At 66.3% G+C, this 23,108-nt stretch carries 21 protein-coding genes and 1 tRNA gene; 11 read left to right on the forward strand and 11 right to left on the reverse strand.

Annotation, left to right across the window (positions count from 1 at the left end; translation table 11 throughout):
- Positions 1-6: 6 nt before the first annotated feature.
- Genes CFB24_RS02600 through mobA form a run of 3 tightly spaced genes read right to left on the reverse strand, consistent with a single transcriptional unit; the run spans position 7 to position 1,360 of the window.
- Positions 7-525, reverse strand: a complete 519-nt coding sequence (locus CFB24_RS02600; protein WP_088518992.1) for a DUF2478 domain-containing protein — start codon at positions 523-525, stop codon at positions 7-9.
- The gene (locus CFB24_RS02605; protein ID WP_088518993.1) at positions 522-746 is read right to left on the reverse strand and encodes a sulfurtransferase TusA family protein; all 225 of its coding nucleotides are present in this window, start codon (positions 744-746) and stop codon (positions 522-524) included. The genes CFB24_RS02600 and CFB24_RS02605 overlap by 4 nt, the downstream gene beginning before the upstream one ends.
- A complete protein-coding gene (gene mobA / locus CFB24_RS02610; protein ID WP_088518994.1) occupies positions 743-1,360 on the reverse strand; it encodes a molybdenum cofactor guanylyltransferase MobA in 618 nt (205 codons plus the stop codon). The genes CFB24_RS02605 and mobA overlap by 4 nt, the downstream gene beginning before the upstream one ends.
- 89 nt (positions 1,361-1,449) lie before the next feature.
- Between mobA and CFB24_RS02615 the strand changes: the two genes are divergently transcribed.
- The 8 genes from CFB24_RS02615 (at position 1,450) to CFB24_RS02650 (ending at position 13,101) form a co-directional block, all read left to right on the forward strand.
- Positions 1,450-2,412 (forward strand): ArsR/SmtB family transcription factor, encoded by a 963-nt coding sequence (locus CFB24_RS02615; RefSeq protein ID WP_088518995.1) that lies wholly within the window; start codon positions 1,450-1,452, stop codon positions 2,410-2,412.
- Positions 2,413-2,422: 10 nt separating this feature from the next.
- Positions 2,423-3,304 (forward strand): methylenetetrahydrofolate reductase [NAD(P)H], encoded by an 882-nt coding sequence (gene metF, locus CFB24_RS02620; protein WP_088518996.1) that lies wholly within the window; start codon positions 2,423-2,425, stop codon positions 3,302-3,304.
- Positions 3,305-3,476: 172 nt separating this feature from the next.
- The gene (metH, locus tag CFB24_RS02625; protein WP_088518997.1) at positions 3,477-7,178 is read left to right on the forward strand and encodes a methionine synthase; all 3,702 of its coding nucleotides are present in this window, start codon (positions 3,477-3,479) and stop codon (positions 7,176-7,178) included.
- Positions 7,179-7,239: 61 nt separating this feature from the next.
- A complete protein-coding gene (locus CFB24_RS02630; RefSeq protein WP_088518998.1) occupies positions 7,240-8,952 on the forward strand; it encodes a hypothetical protein in 1,713 nt (570 codons plus the stop codon).
- Between the two features lie 39 nt (positions 8,953-8,991).
- Positions 8,992-10,530, forward strand: coding sequence for a nitrogenase iron-molybdenum cofactor biosynthesis protein NifE (gene nifE / locus CFB24_RS02635; protein ID WP_244593119.1), 1,539 nt, complete (start codon positions 8,992-8,994; stop codon positions 10,528-10,530).
- 11 nt (positions 10,531-10,541) lie between these two features.
- Positions 10,542-11,891 carry a nitrogenase iron-molybdenum cofactor biosynthesis protein NifN gene (gene nifN, locus CFB24_RS02640; RefSeq protein ID WP_088518999.1) on the forward strand — a complete coding sequence of 450 codons (1,350 nt, stop codon included), beginning with the start codon at positions 10,542-10,544 and terminating at the stop codon, positions 11,889-11,891.
- A gap of 4 nt (positions 11,892-11,895) precedes the next feature.
- Positions 11,896-12,378, forward strand: coding sequence for a NifB/NifX family molybdenum-iron cluster-binding protein (locus CFB24_RS02645; protein ID WP_088519000.1), 483 nt, complete (start codon positions 11,896-11,898; stop codon positions 12,376-12,378).
- Positions 12,379-12,612: 234 nt separating this feature from the next.
- Positions 12,613-13,101: a BLUF domain-containing protein gene (locus CFB24_RS02650; protein WP_244593118.1), complete on the forward strand. Its 489-nt coding sequence runs from the start codon at positions 12,613-12,615 to the stop codon at positions 13,099-13,101.
- An 87-nt stretch (positions 13,102-13,188) separates the two neighbouring features.
- Here CFB24_RS02650 and CFB24_RS02655 read toward each other — a convergent pair whose 3' ends face one another.
- The 3 genes from CFB24_RS02655 to CFB24_RS02665 all read right to left on the reverse strand — a co-directional run bounded on the left by CFB24_RS02655 (position 13,189) and on the right by CFB24_RS02665 (position 17,301).
- On the reverse strand, positions 13,189-14,886 hold the full coding sequence (locus CFB24_RS02655; protein WP_088519001.1) for a methyl-accepting chemotaxis protein: 1,698 nt from the start codon (positions 14,884-14,886) through the stop codon (positions 13,189-13,191).
- 1,169 nt (positions 14,887-16,055) lie between these two features.
- Positions 16,056-16,131, reverse strand: a tRNA-Lys gene (locus tag CFB24_RS02660).
- A 45-nt stretch (positions 16,132-16,176) separates the two neighbouring features.
- The gene (locus CFB24_RS02665) at positions 16,177-17,301 is read right to left on the reverse strand and encodes a GNAT family N-acetyltransferase (protein ID WP_158255150.1); all 1,125 of its coding nucleotides are present in this window, start codon (positions 17,299-17,301) and stop codon (positions 16,177-16,179) included.
- Between the two features lie 51 nt (positions 17,302-17,352).
- On the opposite strand from CFB24_RS02665, the gene CFB24_RS02670 reads away from it, so the two are divergent.
- Entirely contained in the window at positions 17,353-18,390 is a 1,038-nt protein-coding gene (locus CFB24_RS02670) for a polysaccharide deacetylase family protein (protein WP_158255149.1), read from the forward strand.
- Here the strand turns inward: CFB24_RS02670 and CFB24_RS02675 are convergent.
- Entirely contained in the window at positions 18,387-18,593 is a 207-nt protein-coding gene (locus CFB24_RS02675) for a DUF2842 domain-containing protein (protein WP_088519003.1), read from the reverse strand. The genes CFB24_RS02670 and CFB24_RS02675 overlap by 4 nt on opposite strands.
- A 137-nt stretch (positions 18,594-18,730) precedes the next feature.
- On the opposite strand from CFB24_RS02675, the gene CFB24_RS02680 reads away from it, so the two are divergent.
- Positions 18,731-19,255 (forward strand): Spy/CpxP family protein refolding chaperone, encoded by a 525-nt coding sequence (locus CFB24_RS02680; RefSeq protein ID WP_158255148.1) that lies wholly within the window; start codon positions 18,731-18,733, stop codon positions 19,253-19,255.
- 158 nt (positions 19,256-19,413) lie between these two features.
- Positions 19,414-20,451 carry a COX15/CtaA family protein gene (locus tag CFB24_RS02685; RefSeq protein WP_088519005.1) on the forward strand — a complete coding sequence of 346 codons (1,038 nt, stop codon included), beginning with the start codon at positions 19,414-19,416 and terminating at the stop codon, positions 20,449-20,451.
- A 4-nt stretch (positions 20,452-20,455) separates the two neighbouring features.
- On the opposite strand, the gene CFB24_RS02690 is transcribed toward CFB24_RS02685, so the two are convergent.
- The 4 genes from CFB24_RS02690 to mce all read right to left on the reverse strand — a co-directional run bounded on the left by CFB24_RS02690 (position 20,456) and on the right by mce (position 23,102).
- Complete coding sequence (locus CFB24_RS02690; RefSeq protein ID WP_088519006.1) at positions 20,456-21,508, reverse strand: potassium channel family protein; 1,053 nt, start codon at positions 21,506-21,508, stop codon at positions 20,456-20,458.
- Positions 21,509-21,582: 74 nt separating this feature from the next.
- Complete coding sequence (locus CFB24_RS02695) at positions 21,583-22,233, reverse strand: class I SAM-dependent methyltransferase (RefSeq protein WP_088519007.1); 651 nt, start codon at positions 22,231-22,233, stop codon at positions 21,583-21,585.
- Positions 22,234-22,248: 15 nt separating this feature from the next.
- Positions 22,249-22,680, reverse strand: a complete 432-nt coding sequence (locus CFB24_RS02700) for an acyl-CoA thioesterase (RefSeq protein ID WP_088519008.1) — start codon at positions 22,678-22,680, stop codon at positions 22,249-22,251.
- A gap of 17 nt (positions 22,681-22,697) precedes the next feature.
- Positions 22,698-23,102, reverse strand: coding sequence for a methylmalonyl-CoA epimerase (gene mce, locus CFB24_RS02705; protein WP_088519009.1), 405 nt, complete (start codon positions 23,100-23,102; stop codon positions 22,698-22,700).
- Positions 23,103-23,108: the final 6 nt, after the last annotated feature.

Consider the following 23,108-nt stretch of genomic DNA (forward strand, 5'->3'; position numbering starts at 1 on the left):
GGCGGGTCACGCCGGCGCGCTCAGGCTGTCGCGCCACGCCAGCACCGCCGCCGCGTCGCAGGACAGACAGGCGGCGCAATCGCCGGCGAAGGCGCGCCAGTCGTCCCATCGCTTGCGGGCGACGCCGATCAGCGTCGGCTGGCCCGCGGCCGCCGCCGCGCCGATTTCCGCCAGAAAACCGCCGCCTTCGGCCTCGGCCCGGCCAAACCGGCTGACCAGCAGCAGATCGGGCCGCGCGGCGAGGCTCTGGGCCAGCAGTCCGGCGGCTTCCGCCAGCGCGCCGCTGTCGAGCCGGCAGCCGCTCGCGCAGGCGCCGAGATCCTGCATGAGATCGAAGCTGCGGCCGCTGTCGATGTGAATGGCGTAGATCGTCTCGGCGCAGGGCGTCTGCACCACGCCGCCGACCCTTTGGCCGCGCGCCTCCAGAATTGCGCGCACCTGCGCGAACAGGGCGTCGATCGGCTCGCCCTCGTCATAGACCACGGCGGCGAGCTGCGGGATTTCCTGTTGCGGCGGCTGGGTCATCGTTGCTCCCGGCGGATGACGAAAACCGCCACGCCATCGCCGCGGCTTTGCGTTTCCAGCGTGTCGCCGGTTTCGCGCAGTAGATGCGGCAGATCGACCAGGCTCATCGGATCGGTGCAGGACACCTGAACCCGGTCGCCCGGCGCCAGATTCGCCAGGAATTTGCGCGTCTTCAGCACGGGCAGCGGACATTTGAGGCCGCGCAGGTCGAGCGTCTTCACTGATTTTGTCCCAGAATCCTTTCCGCCTCGGCCAGATCGGCCGGCGTATTGACGTTATAGAAGGGATCGCGCGGTTCAACCGGCCATTCGGCCAAAGCGCAATCGAAGCGGCGCTGGAAGGCGCCGATGGCGCGCGCGCCCTCCTCCACCAGCGCGTGACGCAAGGCGCCGCGCAACGCCACGGGCCAGAGCGCGACCACCGGATGCGCGCGGCCGCCGGAGGCGGCGCAGGCGAGGCCGTCGCGGGTCGCGGCCGCCGCCGCGACCAGACGCGGTGCGAGATCGTCGGGCAGAAACGGGCAGTCGCAGGGCAGGCTCAGCACGGCGTCATAGTTTTCGCGCGCCGCATGATCCAGCGCCGCCAGCACGCCCGCCAGCGGACCGGCGTGGCCGGGCAGCGCGTCGACGATCACGGGCAGGCCGAGGTTCAGCGCCGCCGCCTCGCCAGCGTCATGAACATTAAGCGCAATATCCAACTCGCGTGCGCTAAAGAAAACCACGCGGTCGATCAGGCGGCGGCCGCCCAGCATCGTCAGCGGCTTGCGCGCGCCCTCCATGCGGCGGGCGAGGCCGCCGGCGAGAATCACCACGAGGATGCGGGGCTGCCCTTGCATGAAGCAATAATAGCCAAAAGCGCGACATTGGCGATGGACACCAGTGCAAATCACGCATAAAGATATCTTTATATCCTTCAGTCAGAGCCATGATCCACGCCAAAGCCCCTTTGTCCGCAACGCTCGCCGCCCTCGCCGCCATTGGCGAGGAGACGCGGCTGCGCCTGTGCGCGTTGCTGGGCGAGGCCGAGCTGGCGGTGTCGGAGCTGGTGGCCATTCTCGGGCAGTCGCAGCCGCGCGTGTCGCGGCATTTGAAACTGCTGCTGGAGGCCGGGCTGGTGGAGCGCCACCGCGAGGGCGCGTGGGCGTTTTTTCACCTGTCGACGCAGGGGGCCGGCGCCGCGCTGGCGCGCACCGTTTTAGCCAGCGTGGACGCCAACGATCCCCGCCTCGCCGCCGACCGCGTGCGGCTCGACGAGGTGCGTTCGGCCCGGGCGGCGCGGGCGGAGAAATATTTCGCGGCGCAGGCGCCCGTGTGGTCGGAAACGCGCCGCCTGCACGCGCCCGAGGCTGAGGTCGAGGCGGCCATCGTCAAGGCGGCGGACCATCATTTCTCTCGCCTGCTCGACATCGGCTGCGGCGCCGGGCGCATGCTCGAATTGTTGGCGCCCCGCGCGGAAACCGCCGTGGGCGTCGATCTGTCGCCGGCCATGCTTGGCGTGGCGCGGGCGCAGATCGAACAGGCGGGTTTGCGCAACATTCAACTGCGCCAGGGCGACATTTACGCGCTGCCGGTCGAGGCCGGCGCCTTCGATCTCGCCGTGGTGCATCAGGTGCTGCACTATCTCGACACGCCCGCGCGCGCCTTGCGCGAAGCCGCCCGCGCGCTGGCGCCGCAAGGCCGCCTCATCGTGGTGGATTTCGCGCCGCATCAGAACGAAATCCTGCGCGAGCGCCACGAGCATCGCCGGCTCGGGTTTTCGCGCCGCGAGGTCGAGGATTATCTCGTCGGCGCCGGGCTTGAACCGCTGGCGCATCGCGATCTTGCGCCGGAAAGCGCCGGCGCTGAAAAGCTAACCGTTTCCCTTTGGCTGGCCAAAAAAACTGCATAAGGATTCGCTCATGGACACCACTCGACCCAGCCGCGAACGGCACAAGCCCTGCGAGATTTCCTTCGAGTTCTTCCCGCCGAAAACCGACGAAATGGAAGCGAGTCTCTGGGAAGCGATCGGACGGCTGGCGCCGCTCAAGCCCAAATTCGTTTCCGTGACCTATGGCGCGGGCGGCTCGACGCGCGAGCGCACCCACGCCACCGTGGCCCGCATCGTGCGCGAGACCAGCATCGCGCCGGCGGCGCATCTCACCTGCGTCGGCGCCACGCGCGAGGAAGTCGATGAGGTCGCGCACGCCTATTGGGAGGCCGGCGTCCGCCATATCGTGGCGCTGCGCGGCGACCCGCAGGGCGGCGTCGGCGGCGCCTATCACGCCACGCCGGGCGGCTACGCCCATTCGACCGATCTGGTGGCGGGGCTGAAGAATCTGCACGATTTCGAGATCACGGTTTCGGCTTATTGCGAAAAGCACCCGGAGAGCGCCAGCTACGACCAGGATCTCGACGTGCTCAAGCGCAAGATCGACGCCGGGGCGACGCGGGCGATCACGCAATTCTTCTTCGACAATGACATCTACTTCCGCTTTCTCGACAAGGCGCGCAAGGCGGGGATCGACATTCCCATCGTGCCCGGCGTGACCGCCGTGCAGAATTTCAAGCAGACCGCCAATTTCGCCAAAAAGGCCGGGGCGAGCGTGCCGGACTGGCTGGCCGAGCGTTTCGAGGGCCTCGACGACGACCCGGCGACGCGCCGCCTGATCGCGGCGGCGGTGGCGGCGGAACAGGTGTTCGATCTGCTCGACCGCGGCGTGGAGCAGTTCCACTTCTATACGATGAACCGCGCGGACCTGGTGTTTGCGGTTTGTCACCTGCTGGGCGTGCGCGCCGGCTGATTCAAGCGACGGAACAGTCCCCTCGCCCCGCTTCAGCGGGGAGAGGGTTAGGGTGAGGGGCAAGCCCCGTGGTTTGAACGCGCAACGAGGCTAACGCCCGGCTCCCCCTCACCCCCACCCTCTCCCCGCAAGCGGGGAGAGGGAGTCAGATTCGTGATGACGGGATGATACGATGACCACGCAAAATCGCTTCGGCGGCAAGACTTCCTTCGAGGCTCTCAGCGACGCGGCGCGCGAAAAAATTCTCGTGCTCGACGGCGCCATGGGCACGATGATCCAGCGCCACAAATTCACCGAAGAGGATTTTCGTGGCGAGCGGTTCAAGGACTGGAACAAGGATCTGCGCGGCAACAACGACCTGCTGACGCTGACCCAGCCCGACGCCATCCGCGCCATCCATCTCGCCTATTTCGACGCCGGCGCCGACATCGTCGAGACCAACACGTTCTCCTGCACCACCATCGCCCAAGCCGATTACGGCATGGAGGCTTTGGCGCGCGAATTGAACGTGGAAGGGGCGCGGCTCGCCGTGGAAGCGGCGATCGAGGCCGAGAAGAAGGACGGGCGCAAGCGGTTCGTGGCGGGCGCTTTGGGGCCGACCAACCGCACCGCCTCGATCTCGCCGGACGTGTCCAATCCCGGCTATCGCGCGGTGACGTTCGATGATTTGCGCATCGCCTACAAGGAAGCCGCCAGCGGCCTGATCGAGGGCGGCGCCGACATTCTGCTGGTCGAAACCATCTTCGATACGCTCAACGCCAAGGCCGCCCTGTTCGGCATTGACGAGGCGTTCGAGGAGGCCGGCGTCACCCTGCCGATCATGATTTCCGGCACGATCACCGACCTGTCGGGCCGCACGCTGTCGGGCCAGACCACGGGCGCGTTCTGGAACTCGCTGCGCCACGCCAAACCGTTTTCCATCGGCCTGAACTGCGCGCTCGGCGCCCGCGAAATGCGCGGCCATATCGCCGAGCTGTCGCGCATCGCCGACACACGGATCTGCGCCTATCCCAACGCCGGTCTGCCCAACGAATTCGGGCTTTACGACGAAAGCCCCGAGGCCATGGCGGAGCTGGTGGGCGAGTTCGCCGACAGCGGTCTGGTCAATGTGGTTGGCGGCTGTTGCGGCACCTCGCCGGATCATATCGCCGCCATCGCCAAGCGCGTCACCGGCGTCGCGCCAAGAACAATTCCCGAGATCGCGCCACAATTGCGGCTGTCCGGGCTGGAGCCGTTCGCGCTCACGCCGGACATCAAGTTCGTCAATGTCGGCGAGCGTTCCAACGTCACCGGCTCCGCGAAATTCCGCAAACTGATCCAGGCCGGCGATTACGCCGCCGCGCTCGATGTGGCGCGCGAGCAGGTCGCCAATGGCGCCCAGATCATCGACGTCAACATGGACGAGGGCCTGCTGGATTCGCAGAAGGTCATGGTCGAGTTTTTGAATCTCGTCGCCGCCGAGCCGGATATCGCGCGCGTGCCGGTAATGGTGGATTCCTCGAAATTCGAGGTGATCGAAGCCGGCCTGAAATGTATTCAGGGCAAGCCGGTGGTGAATTCGATTTCGCTGAAGGAAGGCGAGGAGAAATTCATCGCCCAGGCGAAAATCGTGCGCCGCCATGGCGCCGCCGCCGTGGTGATGGCGTTCGACGAACAGGGCCAGGCCGACACCCAGGCGCGCAAGATCGAAATCTGCGGCCGCGCCTACAAGATCCTGACGGAGCAAGTCGGCTTCCCCGCCGAGGACATCATCTTCGATCCCAACGTCTTCGCGGTGGCCACGGGCATCGAGGAGCACGACAATTACGGCGTCGATTTCATCGAGGCGACGCGCGAAATCCGCAAGCGCATGCCGCTGGCGCATGTGTCGGGCGGCGTGTCCAACCTGTCGTTCTCGTTCCGCGGCAACGAGCCGGTGCGCGAGGCCATGCACAGCGTGTTCCTCTATCACGCCATCCAGGTCGGCATGGACATGGGCATCGTCAATGCGGGCCAGCTCGCGGTCTATGAGAAGATCGACGCGGAGCTGCGCGACGCCTGCGAAGATGTGGTGCTGAACCGCCGCACCGATTCCACCGAGCGGCTGCTGGCGCTGGCCGAAAAACACAAGGGCAAGGGCGGCGAAAAGAGCGCCAAGGATCTGGCGTGGCGCGAGGAGCCGGTGGAGGCGCGGCTCGAATATGCGCTGGTCAACGGCGTCACCGAATTCATCGACGCCGATGTCGAGGAAGCCCGGCAGAAGTCTTCGCGCGCCTTGGACGTCATCGAGGGGCCGCTGATGGCCGGCATGAACCATGTCGGCGACCTGTTCGGCGCCGGCAAAATGTTCCTGCCGCAGGTGGTGAAATCGGCGCGCGTGATGAAGGCGGCGGTGGCGTATCTGCTGCCCTATATCGAGTCCGGCAAGGAGGGCGGGCGCCAGAGCGCGGGCAAGATTCTGCTCGCCACCGTCAAGGGCGACGTCCACGACATCGGCAAGAACATTGTCGGCGTGGTGTTGGCCTGCAACAATTATGAAATCATCGACATTGGCGTGATGATCCCGGCGGCCAAGATTCTCGAAGAAGCGAAAAAGCATCAGGTCGACGCCATTGGCCTGTCCGGCCTGATCACGCCGTCGCTCGACGAAATGGCGTTTGTCGCGGCCGAGATGCAGCGCCAGGGGTTTGACGTGCCGCTGCTGATCGGCGGCGCCACCACCTCGCGCGTCCACACCGCCGTGAAAATCGCGCCGAACTATCCGGCCGGCGTCGCCGTGCATGTCAATGACGCCAGCCGCGCGGTCGGCGTGGTGCAAGGACTGCTCGGCTCCGACAAGGCGGCGCGGGTTGAGAAAATTCGCGCCGAATACGCGCATGTCGCGGAGGCGCACGCCAAGGCGGAAAGCGCCAAGCGGCGCGTCACGCTCGAAGCCGCGCGGAAAAACGCGGAGAAGCTGGACTGGACGTCCTATGTCCCGCCCAAGCCGATCTTCACCGGCACGCGCATTCTGTCGCTGATCGATGTGAAGGAGCTGATCCCCTATATCGACTGGACGCCGTTCTTCCATTCCTGGGAGCTGAAGGGGCGTTATCCCGCCATTCTCGAAGACGAGAAACAGGGCGAGGTCGCGCGCTCGCTGTTCCAGGACGCGCAGAAGATGCTGTGGCGCATCGTCGATGAACGCTGGTTCACGCCCAAGGCCATGATCGGCTTCTGGCCGGCCAATCGCTGCGGCGACGATATCGCGCTCTACACCGGGGAGTCGCGCACGGAAAAACTGGCGACCTTTTTCACCCTGCGCCAGCAGCTTTCGCGCACGGATGGCAAGGCCAATATCGCGCTGGCGGATTTCGTCGCGCCCGAGGGCGTGGCCGATTATGTCGGCGCCTTCGTCGTCACCGCCGGCCCCGAGGACAAGCGCATCGCGGAAAAATTCGCGCAGAGGAACGACGATTACGATTCGATCCTGGTGAAGGCGCTGGCCGACCGCATCGCCGAAGCCGGGGCGGAATATCTCCACGCCCGCGTCCGCCGCGAGTTGTGGGGCTATGCGCCCGGCGAAATGCTGAGCGCGGAGGATCTGATCCACAACGCCTATCGCGGCATCCGCCCGGCGCCGGGCTATCCGGCCCAGCCCGACCATAGCGAGAAGCAGACGATTTTCGACCTGCTCGGCGCGACCAAAAACCTCGGCGTTTCCCTCACCGAAAATTACGCGATGACGCCGACGTCTTCGGTCAGCGGCTTGTACCTCTCGCATCCCCAGGCGCATTATTTCGGCGTGGTGAAGGTCGAGCGCGATCAGGTCGAGGATTACGCGCGACGCAAGGGCATGGCTGTGGCCGAAGTCGAGCATTGGCTGGCGCCGGTGCTGAACTATCAGCGCGGCTGAGGCGCGTCACTTTCTTAACGTGGCGCGGCTACGCTCATGCAAAACTCGCTATGAGGATTGCATGAGCGACGCGCCCGTTTCTTTCGCCCGGACCGCCGCCCTGCCCTGGCTGCTTGTGGCGGCGGTGTTTGTCTGGGCGCTGTCCCCGCTGCTGCATCCGGTCAATGTCGAGGGGTTCAGCGCCGCCATCGCCGGCCTCGGCGAGCGTCTCGCCCAGGGCGATCTCGCCCGCTATGACCAACTGCATCCGTTCAATGTCGAGTTTTTCGCGCTGTCGAAATTCGGCGCCGTGCTCGACGTCGCCCTGCTCTGCCGCGTATTCGGACTCGACGGCGCCGCCGCGCTGACTCTTGTCGTGATGGTCAGCGAGATCGCGCTGCTGGCGGCGACCGCGCTGCTGGCGCGGCGCTGGTCGGGCGCGCCGCCGCTGACGATCGCCGTCGCGCTGCTGCTCATTCCCGGCCTGTTCGAAAACAGCTTTTTTCTCAGCGACAATCCGCCGGCGGCGGCGTTGGCGGCTTTCGCCTTTCTGTGCTGGAGCGGCGCGCTATCGCCGGTCCGGGCCGTGCTGGGCGGCGCCCTGCTCGGGCTGGCGGCGCTGACGCGCAGCGACACGATTCTGCTGGCCGCCGCGGCGCCCTTGCTGTTTTACGAACAGACGCGCGACGCGCGGCGCTGCCTCGGGCTGCTGATGGCGGCGGCGCTGGGCGGCGCGGCGACATGGTGCGGCGGACTCGCGCTGTTCGGCGCCAGCATTTTCGACGTCTTGCGCGTCGGCCGCCACGCCGTCGCGCTGTGGGCGCGGCCTGCGCAGTTCGATGTGCAGCAGGCTCTGTTGTTTTTCGGATTGCCCGGCCTGTTCCTCGCGGGCGTCGGCGTCGTCGAGGCGCATCGACGCCAGCTCGATTTGCGTCTCGCCATGCTGGTCGCGCCGCTGCTGGCCGTGGCGCTGGTGATCGGGGACCGGCTGTGGCAATCGCGCCAATTGCTGACGCTGGCGCCGTTCATCGCCACGCTGGTCGCCTTGGGGCTTAACAGCGTCGTTCAGGCTCCGTCGCGGCTGCTGCGGTCCTGCATGATCGCGCTGGTGGCGCTGACGATGCTGGCGCCGCAAAAGGCCGCGCTCGACGAGGGGCCGCGCGCGCTATTTGGATGGCTCTACAGCCCGTGGCGCTGGGCGGACTGGCAAGCGGGCGTGCGGGCCGATGTCGCCGTGCTCGACCAGACCATTGCAAGCGCGCGGGGCGGGACGCTGGCGCTGGCGACCGACGACTGGAGCGTCGATCGCGCGACGCATCAACAGCTGACGCAAGCCGGCTTCGCGCCGGCGCCGCTGCGCGAAGGACTGGCGGCTTGCGCTGACATCGCCGAGATCTTTTCGCGCGGCGACGCGCGCATCGCCCATATCCGCATCCATCAACCGTTTGTGCCGGAAGCGCATCTGCTCGACCGCGCCCGGTTTGAAAGCCTCGCGCTGCCCTGCCTCGATGCGCTCGCGCCGAGCCGGACCGTCTGGCTGCGCAGCGGCGCGGTCGCGTCCGAGGACGCCGCGCCGGGCCTGCTGGCGAAGTTCAAGGCGTTTTTGCGCGCGGAGACGCCGCGCATCGTCGCCGTTCCGCTCGACGCGGACGGGCTGCGCCGCCTCAACGACTGGTGCGCCCGCGAAGAAGCCGAGGAGCGCCGCGCCTTCGCGCAAGCGGGGCGCGAACCCCGCTCGGTCGAGGCGGCGATCGCGGCGACGCGCGCGATCCTGCCGTTCCCGCGTCCCCGCTAAGCTCTCCTCGCGTTTTTACATCGCGGTACGATTGCCCGCGTGCTCGGCCGCCATTCGTACCGCTGCGTCGCCCTCCGCGCGCGTGTTGCGCTGAAAACGCAGGGGATTCGCCTGCGGGCGCGACTGGCCCGGCGCTTGCTGAACAAGAAGCGTCCCGATGTCGCGGAGGATCGCATGAAGCCGGAAGAAATCGCGGCGCTGCTGAACGAGCCGGCCTGCGCGCACAACAAGAAAAGCAAGTCCGGCTGCGCCAAGCCCGCGCCGGGGGCGACGCAAGGCGGCTGCTGTTTCGACGGCGCGCGCAACGCGCTGCTGCCCATCGCCGACGCCGCCCATATCGTCCACGGCCCGATCGGCTGCGCCGGCTCGTCGTGGGACAATCGCGGCACGCGCTCGTCCGGCCCCGACACCTATCGCATCGGCATGACCACCGATCTCACCGACATGGACGTGATCATGGGGCGCGGCGAGAAGCGGCTGTACCAGTCGATCCGGCAGGCGGTCGAGACGCACAAGCCGGCCGCCGTGTTCGTCTATAACACCTGCGTGCCCGCGCTGCAGGGCGACGACATCGCGGCGGTGGCCAAGGCGGCGCAGGAGAAGTTCGGGACGCCGGTCATTCCCGTCGATTGCGCCGGCTTTTACGGCAACAAAAATCTCGGCAATCGCATCGCCGGCGACGCCGCCTACAAATATGTGATCGGCACGCGCGAGCCGGAGCCGCCCCCGTTCGAGATTCCCGGCGTGCGGCGCCACGACGTCAATCTGATCGGCGAGTGGAATGTCGGCGGCGAATTCTGGAATGTGGCGCCGCTGTTCGACGAGCTGGGCCTGCGGGTGTTGTGCAGCTTTTCCGGCGACAGCCGTTTCGCCGAAGTCCAGACCATGCATCGCGCCGAAGCCAATATGGTGGTCTGCTCCAAGGCCATGCTGGCGGTGGCGCGCAAGCTGGAGGACGATTACAAAATCCCGTGGTTCGAGGGCTCGTTCTACGGCATGCGCGACACCTCCGAGGCGTTGCGCGGCTTTGCGCGGCTGCTGGACGATCCCGAGCTGACGGCGCGCGTCGAGCAGGTCGTGGCGCGCGAGGAAGCGCGGGTCGAGGCGGCTCTCGCCCCCTTGCGGGAAAAGCTGCGCGGCAAGCGCGTGCTGATCTTCACTGGCGGCTACAAGAGCTGGTCGGTGGTGTCGGCCATGCAGGATCTCGGCATGATCGTGGTCGCCACCGGCACCGAGAAATCCACCGAGGAGGACAAGGCGCGCATCAAGCAATTGATGGGGCCGGAGGCGCGGATGATCTCCGACAACGACCAGATCGCGCTGATCGACGTGTTCCACGAAACCAAGGCCGACATTCTCATCGCCGGCGACCGCTACATCTATCCGACGTTAAAGTCGCGCATTCCGTTCCTCGACGTCGATCACGTCCGCCGCATCGGCTACGCCGGCTATGACGGCTTGATCGAACTGGCGCGCAATCTCGATCAGGCCGTGCATTCGCCGGTGTGGGCGCAGGTGCGCTCCGAGCCGGCCTGGGCCGCCGCGACAATGCGCCGCCGCCCGCGCGCGGTGGCGTGAGAGGGAGAGCCATGGCCGAAATACTCACCCCCGCCAAGCCGCTCAGCGTCAATCCGCTCAAGGCGAGCCAGCCCATCGGCGCGTCGCTGGCCTTTCTCGGCGTCGCCGACTGCATGCCGCTCGAACATGGCGCGCGCGGCTGCACCTCGTTCAACAAGCTCTATTTCATGCGCCATTTCAACGAGCCGATCGCCTTGCAGACCACGGCGATGGACCAGACCACCACCGTGCTCGGCGCCGACGACAATGTGGTGGAGGCGCTCGCCACCATCTGCGCCAAAAACGCGCCGAAGGTGATCGGTCTCGTCACCACCGGCCTCTCGGAAATGCAGGGCGCCGACGTGCCGCGCACCGTGAAGGCTTTTCGCACGCAACACCCGGAATTCGCCCATGTCGCCGTGGTTCCGGTCAGCGCCAGCGACACGCTGGGCTGTCTGGAAACCGGCTTCGCCGCCGCCGTCGAGGCGATGATCGAGACGCTGGTTCCGCGCCGCCCCTCCGGCTGGAAGAACCGCGATCAGGTCAATGTGCTGGCCTCGGCCAGCCTCACGCCCGGCGATCTCGAGGAACTGCGGGCGTGGATCGAGGCGTTCGGCCTCACGCCCATTCTGCTGCCCGATGTCGGAAGCTCGCTCGACGGCCATTTGATCGACCAGGGGTTTTCGACCCTGACCTATGGCGGCGTGACCCGCGAGGAGATCGAGCGCATGGCGGACTCGGCCGCCACTTTGGTGATCGGCCGCTCGATGAGCCGCGCCGCCGACGCGCTGCAGGCGCGCACCGGCGCGCCGGATGTGCGGTTCGATCAGTTGATCGGGCTGCAGGCGTCCGACGCCTTCACCGAGGCGCTGGCCGAGCTCTCCGGCCGTCCCGTTCCCGCCATTTTCGGCCGCAAGCGCGCGCAACTGACCGACGCCATGGTCGATTGCCAGTTCCAGTTCGGCGGGGCCAAAATCGGCGTGTCCGGCGACAGCGACCTGCTGTCGGCTCTGGTGGAGTTCTTTCACGGCATGGGCGCGAATGTCGTAGCCGCCGTGGCCTCGGCGCGCTCGCCCCGGCTGGCCGACCTGCCCATCGAGGACGTGGCGATCGGCGATCTCGAAGATTTCGAGACGCTGGCGCGCGCGCGCGGGGCCGACCTGATCGTCGCCAATTCGCATGGCGTGGAGGCGGCGCGGCGCCTCGGCGCCACGCTTTTGCGCGCGGGCTTTCCGATCTACGATCGCCATGGCGCGCATGCGGATGCGTGGATCGGCTATGGCGGAACGCGCCGGCTGATCTTCGCCGCCGCCAACCTGCTGGCGGCTCATTATCAGGAGCTGCGGCCCTATATTTCGCGCTACAAGCAGGCGGCGGAGTGAAGCCATGCTGAAAATCGCCTTCGCCTCCACCGATCAGCAGAAGGTGGACCTGCATTTCGGCGGCGCCGAAAGCCTCGTCATCTACGACGTCTCGCCAGGCCGCGCCGATCTCGTCGGGGTGATGCGTTTCCTCAAGGCCGAGCAGGTCGGCGAGTCCGGCCGCGCCGGGATGACCGGCACGGCGCACGACAAGGTGATCCCCAAGCTGGAATTCGTCGAGGGCTGCGCCGCCGTCTACGCCGCCTCGATCGGCTCCAATTCGGTGCGCCGGCTGATGAAGGCGGGCATTCAGCCGGTGATCGTGGACGAGGGCCACGACATCGTCGATCTGCTCAACGAGGTCAGTCTGGCGCTGGTCTATGGCGGCCTGCCCTGGGTGGACAAGGCCCGGAAGAAAGCCGAGGCGACGCCGGCGGAGGCGCCGCCGCCCCCGTCCGACAGCGCCGACAGCCGCAAACTCATCGCCTCGGTCGACGAACTGGAGTGACGCGGCCCCGAGGGCGCGCCAGGCCTGACCGGCGCCTGAGCCGCCCTCGCGCGCCGCTCTCGCCCCTGGCGCGATCTTCCGGCCGAGTCGGACGCCTGGCGTTGCGCCCTCGGGAGACTTTTTAACAACTACAATCCTAGGTTGCGCACCTGTCCGGATCGCCGGCGAGAGCCGCGCCAACGTGGTCGCGCGCGGCCGGTTCGGACAGAGCGCCGCGTGCGACGAATCCATGGATTGTCCGCATGGGCGGCCGCCAAACTGGAGGGCAATGTCATGCAGGAAGAGCTGCGCCGGCTGGTGTATTACAGCGTCAACGCCATCGAAGGGTCCGCCGACGATATCGACCATATGCTGCGCGACATTCTGGAAACGTCGCGGCGCAATAATCCGAAGCTGAACATCACGGGCGCCCTGATGTTCAACGCCAATTGCTTCGTGCAAGTGCTGGAAGGGCCGCGCGCGGCGGTGGAACAGCTTTTACAGCGTTTTCATTTGGATAAACGCCACAAATCCCTCGCGGTGCTGGCGTTCTCCCCCATCCCCGAGCGGGCCTTCGGCGAATGGTCGATGGCGTTTGTCGGCGCGCGCGCGGCCGACGGCCGGCTCGAAGCCTTCGCGGCGGAAAGCGGGTTCGATCCGACGCGAATGAGCGGGGAAGCGACGCTGGATTTCCTGCACAAGATGGTGCTGGCGCAGGACCAGGAGCTGCGCCAGAGCTGCTGAACAGCTTTCGCGCGGCGCGGATGCGCGGCGATCAGCCCGCGCATCCGACCTCCCGGAAGGACGAAGCGATTGCGTCGCCGCCCGCCACTACGCGGCGGCGAAGTCCTTGACGAACCCTTCGACGACCTGCCGAAGATCGCCCGCCTGATTGGACAGGCCGGAGGACAGCGACATCAGCTGGATGGAGGCGGAGCCGGTCATCTCCGCCGCCTGTCCCACGCCGGCGATATTGTCGGTGACCTGGACGGTTCCCGCCGCCGCCTCCTGACAATTGCGCGAAATTTCGAGCGTTGCGGCCCCCTGCTGTTCGACGGCGGTGGCGATGGCCGTGGTGGTTTCCTTGATGTTGGTGATGACCGCGCCGATCTCGTTCATCGACTTCACCGTGTCATTGGTCGCCGACTGGATCTCGGAAACCCTGGCGGCGATGTCGGCGGTCGCCTTCGCCGTCTCGCTCGCCAACATCTTCACCTCCGTGGCGACCACGGCGAAGCCCTTGCCGGCCTCGCCGGCGCGCGCCGCCTCGATGGTCGCGTTGAGCGAGAGCAGATTGGTCTGGTCGGCGATGCCCCTGATCAGATTAATGACGTCGCCAATGGTCGAAGCCGCCTCGGCCAGCGCGGCGATGCGAGCGTTGGAGGCTTGCGCCTCATGGAAGGCGGTGTCGGCGACCTTGGCCGACTGGTTGACCTGCAGGGTGATTTCGCGCACCGAGGCGGTCAATTGCTCAGACGCGGAAGCGACGGTCTGGACATTGGCGGCGGCCTGGTGGGCCGCGCCGGAGACGGCCTCAGCCTGACGCGAGGTTTCTTCCGCGGCGGCGGAAAGGCTCTGGGAGGATTCCGCGACCTCCTTGGAGGATTTGGCGAAGCCGCCCGCCAGCCCCTGCATGCGGGCGATGAAATCCTGAGCCAATTTCTCCCGGCGCGCTAGCAGCGTGCGTTCCTCCCGTTCGCGGGCGGCGGCGGCCTGACGCGCCTTCTCCGCAATCTGGAGCTGTTCGCGCAACACTTGGAGGGTCCTGGCCATCGCGCCGGTTTCATCGCCGCGCTCCGCGCCGGTCACCTCTATGTCCAACCGGCCCTGGCCAAGCGCGACCATTCCCGCCATGGTCGCCTGGATCGGCGCGACAATGGTGGCGCGCGCGAGATAGACCGCCAGACCGATGATCAGCAGAATGCCGGCGGAAATGCCGCCGAGGGTCAGGCGGGCGCTCGACTCCGCCTGGGCGGTGACATCATCGCTCATCCGGTTGCGAAGGCTGCCGAGAGTGTCGGTGATGCCGGCCACATTCTTGATCGCCTCCGATAAAGCGGGTTTGCAGCTTGTTTCCATCAAAGCCGTCGCCCGGACGACGCCTTCGGCGCTGTTGTCCTGGTCCGCGATGCGGATGGTCTCGGCGCACGGGCCGGACAAGGCCCCGTGGAACTGACGCGAAGCGGCGTCGAACTGGTCCGCGAGACTCGGCGCGAGCTTGCGTTCGGCGGCGATTTGCTCGTCGAAGCCGCGAAGCGCGCTTTCTCGCTCACGGATGGAGGCGCCGCCGCTGTCCTCGCCAGTCGCCAGGATGGCCTGATAGATCGCCGACTGCGCCAGAGCGATGAAGCGCACCGAGCGGGCCGAATAAACCGTGGCCGTCGCCGGCCCGTCGATGATCGCGGTGTCGGCGGCGTCGATCGCAGAAAACTGCGACGTAGCGTAATAGGCGCCGCCCAGACTGGTGCAGCCGAGCGCGACCAGCAGGATCACGACTTTCCAGACGATGGGCAAATTCCGGTACGACATATGCGTTTTCCTCGCTCGCTCGACGGAAATATCCAGCGCCGTGACAGATCAGCCCATATCAAGCAGGCCCACGTATTAGGCTAGTAATTTACAGCCAAACTACGCCATTACTTAATTAATTTACGGTTAGCAAATTCTTAAAGCGCACCGGAAATTACGACGCAACAGGACGATTTTCAGTTTTTCCGCTTCATGATACTTTCCCAATGGTCATGCCGACAAGCAACGCCGCCAGCCTGGCGAAGCGCCGGCGAGGAACGCCCTGTTGTCCGGGGGGCGCTTTTTTCCCGGGGGTGTTTTGGCGCCGTCATACAATCGTCACACTTAGGGGGGATATTACGATCATTCCAAGGCGAGCTCGGATGTACAGACGCCAAGGATGGACGCCCCGCACGGTGAAACGCCGGATGCGGGGTTTTTCTTTTCCGGCCGCTTCGACGGCGGACGCGCGCCCGCAGCGAAACGTCGCCCCCATCAAATGACCGAAACGAAAAAGCCCTGCGCCTCGACCGGACGCGCGCAGTCGACGAGCCCCGTCATTTTTTGACGGGGTTTTTCATTGGCGCTTCGGCGGCCTGACGGCATTGGCATGAGACGCGGATCCGCCTGCCGGGCGCGGGCCGATCGCCAACGCCCTCGACGGCGAGGCCGACATTAACGAAGCCGAACACAAGGATGACGCTCCGATCAGGTAACGTAGGCGTGACCCTGTTTTGTGGACCCTTCGACTCGCCAGGCAGTTAAGATGAAAGGCGCGCACAGGAGCTAAGTTATGCGTTCTAACGGCAGAGACATGACTGCACAAAGCTTGGGAATAGGCGGCGGTGAGCGACCGACAACTGTCGGGCAGGTTCTTCGCAACATGACGGGGAAGGAGCGCGCCGCCGCAGCACTTGCCGCGGCGTTCATGCTTGCGCCGCTGGTGCCCTGGCAGATGGTTCAGAACTGGATGGGGTGATCATTCGCTCGTAGCGGCGTTATGGTTGCTTTCCAGCAATACAGGCCCCGGACGGTGAAAGCCGATCGCGGGGTTTTTTATGTCCGCTCGCCCGCGCGCTGATCTTCGCCGCATTGCCGGCGCCCGGTGAAAAGTCGCCCGGCCGGTGGCCCGAAACGAAAAAGCCCGGCGCAAAGGCCGGGCTTTTGCCACCTATACCATTGAATTTCAATGGTGAGCGCGCTGGGACTCGAACCCAGGACCCTCTGATTAAAAGTCAGATGCTCTACCGGCTGAGCTACGCGCTCAAAGGGTTTGTGGGAGTTACAGGGCCTGAGGCGGGCGGTCAAGGCCTAATCCGCTCCCTCCCCGCCTGCGCGGCGCGCCAGACGGCGGCGCTGGCGCTGGATCGCGCCCCAGAGTCGCGCGTCGTTCTTGATCGCCGCCTTCGCGCGCAACGCCGCCGCGAGAATCGGCCGCGCCAACGCGCCCGCCGCGCGGCCGGCGAACAGCACGTCTCCCATCGCCTCGCGCTCGCCGCAAAACATCCGCTTGTAACGCGCCTCGCCCACGCCAAGATCGAACGTCTTCAGCCCGCGCGCGCAGGCGTCGCGCAGCACGCGCGCCAGCAGCAGGTCGCCGGGGCTGGACTTGGCGATCTCCGGATCGGGATCGAACGAATTGAACAGGCCGTGCAGCCGCGAACCATTCGCCGCCGCCGCCAGAATCGCGATCGGCCGTCCGTCCAGCGCCAGCGCGTGCAGTTCCAGACCCCGCCCCGCCAAGGCCCGATAAAATTTTCGCGCGCGCGCGACATGCGCGGCGTCGCCCAGCGCATACGCCTGTTCTTTCTGCCGAAAGTATGCGTCGAGGAGCGCGTTGGCCTGGCCCGGCGCCGCCCGGAAACAGGTCAGCGCGCCCATCTGCGTCAGCCGCCTTTCCTTCTTGCGCATTTTCTTGCGCGTATCGGCCGAAAGCTTGCCCGCCAGCAGATTTTCGCCGTCCTCGGCCAGCGCCGTGCAATAGGCCGGACTCGGGCTGGGCTGATGCGGCAGGCGCAGCAGCGGGTTGTCCATGCCATTCCAGCGTTGCGGCAGGTTAAGCAGGCGATAGAGATGCGGCCCGCCGGGCTGGCGCGCCGCCGCGCGCAGCAGCGCCGCCACTTGTTCGGCGCTCCAGGCGTCGGGGTCGCGGAACAGGCCGAGATTGTAGTTGGAGTCCTTGCCGCCGAGAAATTGCGCCACGCGCAGCGGGCCAAAGCGGAAAATCCCCAGCGGCAACAGCGCCGACGCGCCCGCCGCATCGCGCGCCGCGATGAACCACGGCTCGGTCGTGTCGCCGTAAATCTCCAGCCAGTTCAGCAGGAAAGCTTCGGATTGATAGAACGAGGCGCGCCGCTCCGGCGCGAGGTCGCGCCACACGGCCCGCGCCGCCAGCGGGTCGCGGAAAATCTCGATGTCGCACGCCGCTTCGCCCATGCGCCGCATTCTAGCAACAAAGGGTCAACGCCCCCTTGCTACGCTGCCCGCATGAGCTTCAAGCGCCGTCTGATTTCCGCCGGTTTTTCGCTGTTCGGCGCCGCCCGCCTGCACCGGCTCGCCGGCGACGCGTTTCGCGGGCGCGGCCTGATTCTCACCTTCCATCGCGTGCGGCCCGCGTCGGGCGAGGCTTTCGCCCCCAATGCGCTGCTGGAGATCACGCCGGAATTTTTCGACTCCGCTCTCACCCGCCTGCGCCAGAGCGGCCTGGAGATCGTGACGCTGGACGAAGCCTTGCGGCGGCTCGTTACGGGCGCCGGCGCGCCTTTCGTCGTTTTGACCTTCGACGACGGGTTCCGCGACGTCGCCCAATACGCTTTGCCGGCGCTGCGGCGGCATCGCGCGCCCTTCATGATGTATATCGCGCCGGGACTGGCGGAGCGGCGGGCGCGGCTGTGGTGGGTGGAGCTGGAGCAAGCCGTGCGCCGGCTCGACCGCATCCGGCTCGGCGCCCTCGACCTGCCGGCGCGCGACGCGCGCGAAAAGGCGGCGGCTTTCGACACGGTCTATTGCACTCTTCGCGCGCAGGGCGAACAGGCGTTGCGCGACGGCGTGGCGGTTTTACGCGACCGCGCGGGAATCGATTCTCCCGCGCTGGTGGAACAGCTTTGCCTGGACTGGGAGGGGCTGAAAACGCTGGCCGGCTGCGACCTCGTTTCTTTCGGGGCGCATTCGATGACCCATCCCCGGCTGCGGCAAATCCCCGAGGCGTTTGCGCGGGCGGAAATGGCCGACAGCCGCGACGCGCTGGAAGCGAAGCTCAACCGGCCCTGTCCGCATTTCGCCTATCCGGTCGGCGACCCGACCTCGGCGGGGCCGCGCGAATTCGCCCTGGCGGCGGAACTCGGCTTCGCCAGCGCCGTCACCACCCGGCCCGGCATGATTTTCCCCGATCACGCCGCGCATCTGCACGCCCTGCCCCGCGTGTCCGTCAACGGGCTATGGCAGAGCCTCGACGCGCTCGACATTCTGCTGTCGGGCGCGCCTTTCGCGCTGTGGAACCGGGGCCGGCGGGTGAACGTGGGTTAGTCCCGCTTTTCCATCCATTTAATCAGCGGCATCATCGGCAGCGCCCAGCCGAGGCCGAGCGCGGCGAAGATGACGAAGCGCAGCGCGCCGCTCTCCACCTTCATCGCCGTATGCTGCGCCAGCACCATGGCGAACAGAGCGTAGATCACCACGAAGGTGAGCATGATCACGGCTCCGATCAGTTTGCGTGTACGGCTGGTCATGAAGGCTCCACCAGGATTCGATGGCGCTTTATCCCGCGATCACAATTTCACCTCAAGTCGTTCATGCGGAATTCAGGCTGGGAAGCCTAAAAAGGCGCTCAAGGGTGAAGCGAAGGCGGACCCGATTGGAGACCAAAATGCGTCTTGTAAGAATTGCTTCTCTTGCTCTGGCCTGCGGCGCCGCTGCTTATTCGCTGCCTCCGGCGCAGGCGGCCTGGGGACAGGACGATCCCAAGGCTCATCACGACGGCTTTTGTTCGGACGAGAAATTCGGCGAGAAATTCGCCGAAATCCAGAAGACGCGGGCGGATCGTCTCGCCCAGCGGCTGAAGCTGACCGATGCGCAAAAGGCCGCGCTCAAGGATGCGCAGGACGTGCGCGCCAAGGCCATGCTCGACGGTCGCACCGCAATGTGCGCCGCCAAGCCGGGCGAAATGACGTTCGACAAGCGGCTGGAATTCCGCCAGTCGCGGCTGCAGGCGCGGCTCGACGCGATGAAGGCGGAAACGCCGAAACTGCTGGCCTTCTACAACAGCCTCGATGAGCGCCAGAAGGGCCAGTACGACGAAATGACCCGGCATGAGGGCTTTCGCCATCACGGCGGCTTCATGGGCCATCATGGCTGGGGCGAGGACGGACCCCGCGACCGTCACGACGACTGATTTGCACGCCGACTGATTTGAGCTTCGGGCCCGGGTCCATGCCCCTCCCCGACTTGGGCCCGAACCAAGGGAAACCGCGCCGACGCCCCCTCGGCGCGGTTTTTCTTTGTCCATTGCGTTATAAGAGGTGATTGCGACTCTCATTGCCGGACCTCACCATGTTGCAGCCCCCCACCCCGTCGTCCGATCGCGCCGTGCGGCGCTGGCTGTTCTCCATCGCTGGCCTGATCGCGCTGATGGTGCTGGTGGGCGGCGCGACGCGGCTCACCGAATCCGGCCTGTCCATCACCGAATGGCGCCCGATCAGCGGAATCCTGCCGCCGCTCTCTGAAGGCGAGTGGCGCGAGGCGTTCGAGAAATACAAGCGCATTCCGCAATATGCGCAAATGTTTCCCGACATGGATCTGGCGCGCTTCCAGACGATCTTTCTCTGGGAATGGGCGCATCGGCTGCTAGGACGGCTGATCGGGCTGGCCTTCGCGCTGCCGCTGGCGTTTTTCTGGCTGAAAGGCCGCATTTCCCGCGCGCTCGCCCCGCGCCTGCTGTTCATTCTGGCGCTGGGCGCGCTGCAAGGGTTCGTCGGCTGGTGGATGGTGGCCTCCGGCCTCGCCGGCCGCACCGAAGTGGCGCAGGAGCGGCTGGCGCTGCATCTGCTGCTCGCCTGCTTCACCTTCGCCGCCGTTCTATGGACCGCGGTGGGGTTGCAGCCGGCCTACCGCGACCCGCTCGGCAAGGATGGGCGCGGCTTCCGGTTCCAGGCGGGCCTGATTCTGGCGCTGGCGTTTGCGCAAATCGGCCTCGGCGCCCTGGTGGCGGGCGCGCGCGCCGGCGTCGCCTATGACACCTGGCCGCTGATCGACGGCCGCTTCATTCCGGCGGCGTCGGATCTGTTCCGGCTGACGCCGTTCTGGGCCAATTTCCTCGACAATCTGCTCACGGTGCAGTTCCAGCACCGCATGACCGCCTATGCGCTGGCGCTGTTCGCCCTGTTCCACGCCTTCCATATCGCGCGCGAGCGGCTGGCGCGACGCGCGGTGCGGCGGGCGCTGGCGCTGGCCTTGCTGCTGTTGGCGCAGGCGGGGCTGGGCGTGGCCGTGGTGGTTTACGCGGTTCCGCTAGGCGCCGCCCTGGCGCATCAGGCGCTGGCCATTGTCGTGCTGGCGCTGGCGACGGTCCACCTGCGCAAGCTCGGATGATCGCTCAGGCGCCGCCGGCGGCGAACAGGTCTTCCAGCATTTGCGCCTTTTCCGGCCGCCGCACGATGCACAGGCCGTCGCCGGCCTCAACATAAGTGCCCTGTTCCGGCTGGATCAGCGCGCCGCCCATGCGCTTTTCCAGCGCCACGATCAGGAAGGCGCCGGCGCCGAGTTTTTCGATCTCGCCAATGGTGCGCTTGTCGCAGGCGCTGCCGTTTTCGACCGCGACCACCTCCATGTCGAGCCCGAGCAGGCGCAGGTCGGCGGCGAGGCGGTCGTTGCCGCCGGCCCGCATCCGGGCGACGATGCTGTTGATATCGTCGAACAGCAGCAACTCGGCCACCCGCTCCGCGCCGATGCGCGCCGGCAGCACCACGCGATTGGCGCCGGCCTGCACCAGCTTGCGCTCGGTGGACGGCAGTTCGCCGCGCGCAATGATGAAAATATCCGGCTTCAACGCTCGCGCGCTAAGAGTGATGAAGACGTTGGCGGCGTCCTCGGGCAGGACGGTGGCCAGCGCCTTGGCGCGGGTGATGCCGGCGCGCTTCAGCGTCTCCTCGTCGGTGGCGTCGGCCTCCAGGAAACAATGGCCGGCGGCGCGCGCCGATTCCATGCGCTCGGTGTCGTGGTCGATCACCACAAACGACATGCGCGCCGCCTTGAGCTCATGGCAGAGCTGTTGGCCGATGCGGCCGAAGCCGCAGACCACCACATGGCCGGTGAGGCCGTCGATTTCCTTCTGCATGCGGCGTGTCCCGAAAACCTGCTGGAACTGGGCGGCGGTGATGAGTTGGATCAGCGAACCGGTGGTGAACACCATGCCGGTGCAGCCCACCACCATCAGCGCGATGGTGATGGCGCGCAATTGCGGGGTGGTGACGGGATGAACCTCGCCATAGCCGACCGTATAGACGGTCATCGCCACCATATAGACGGCGTCGCCGAGGCTCCAGCCCTGCCCCATATAGGCGAACACGGCGACGACCGCGACGACCATCACGAACAGGATGCCGCCGATGACGTTGCGAAGCGGTGAGGAGAGGAAACCGGAGGACATCGGAGGCCATTGTGTTGCCTGCTATATGCAGGAGGAAATGGCCGCGATCCAGCAAAATCCGCCGCCTGCGACGATCAGGCGGCGGGCTTGCCGATCAGGCTGACGCAATCGAGCGCCGGTTCGCCGCCCCAGCCGATCAGGCGCTGCTCGATGACGTCCAGCCCCGCCTTGCGGCAGTAATCGACGAACAGGCCGCCCGGCATGAAGGCGCGCCAATGCGGGTTTGTCTTGTAATCGCCGCCGGGATTGCCGGGATAGTTGGAATGATGCAGCAGCGCCTGGCCGCCGGGCTTGAGGATGCGCGCGGTTTCCAGCAAATATTGCAGCACGATCACATGATCGAAATGCACCATGGCGTCGTAGCAGAACAGCGCGGTGGCCGAAGCGGTCTCGACGCCCGCGAGATCGACGCCATTGTTGGCCAGACATTCGACATTGGCGACGCCGGTAAAGCGGCGCCGGCAGAATTCGATGTTTTCCGGCACAACGTCGATCAGGATTTTGCGGTTGGACCAATCCTTCATCTGCCAGCTGTGGCGGCCGCGGCCGCAGGCCAGCTCGACGATCACGTGGGGGTCGAGCCGGTTGAACATCTGGCGAAACGGCGTCTGGTCGGCCCAGAACGACCCGACCCAGGAATCGGCGTTGTCGTAATATTGATCGTCCGTGGTCCAGTCCGCGCGCAGGGCGGCGGCCTTTTGCCGGGCGAGGTCATCCGCAACCATATCACTTCCCCAACATCATGCCCGGAGGCGCGCTTCCAGCCAGGCGCGCGCCCAATCGGAGAACGGTTTTGACTTGCGCGTGGCCGTGTCGGTGAGCACCACCACGCTCTCGCCGCGCGCGGCGCAAACGCCCTGGTCGAACACGGCGTGATCGAGCCGCAGCGACGAGCGGCCGACCGATGTGATCCGCGTGCCGATCTCGACCTCGCCCGGCCAGTTGATTTCCTGCACGAAGTCAATGACAAGCCGCGCCAGGACGAAGGCGCCGCCTTCGCCCATCAGATCGACGCCGCCCGCCATCAGCATGTCGACGCGGGCGGTTTCGAAAAAGGTGGCGAACACCGCGTTGTTGACATGGCCCTGGCGGTCGGTGTCGCCGTAGCGCAATTTGTCGCGGGTGCGGAACGGGAACTCGGCCAGGACCGGGAGGATCGGTTTCTCGCTCATTCCCGCCCCTTCCAGCGTCAGACCTGCTCGATCTCGACCAGCGCGCCGTTAAAATCCTTCGGGTGCAGGAACAGCACGGGCTTGCCATGGGCGCCGGTTTTCGGATTGCCGTCGCCGATCACGCGCGCGCCCGCCGCCTTGAGCCGGTCGCGGGCGGCGAGGATGTCCTCGACCTCGTAGCAGACGTGGTGCATGCCGCCGTCGGGGTTCTTTTCCAGGAACTTGGCGATCGGGCTGTTCGCGCCGAGCGGCTCCAGCAGCTCGATCTTGGTGTTGGGCAGCTCGATAAACGCCACGGTGACGCCGTGGTCGGGCTGGGCGATCGGGTCGGACACCTTGGCGCCGAGCGTATCGCGATAGTTTTTCGATGCGGCCGCGATGTCCTTCACCGCGATGGCGACATGGTTCAAACGTCCGATCATGATCTC

This window comes from Rhodoblastus acidophilus, assembly GCF_900187365.1.
In the GTDB taxonomy this organism is placed as follows: domain Bacteria; phylum Pseudomonadota; class Alphaproteobacteria; order Rhizobiales; family Beijerinckiaceae; genus Rhodoblastus; species Rhodoblastus acidophilus.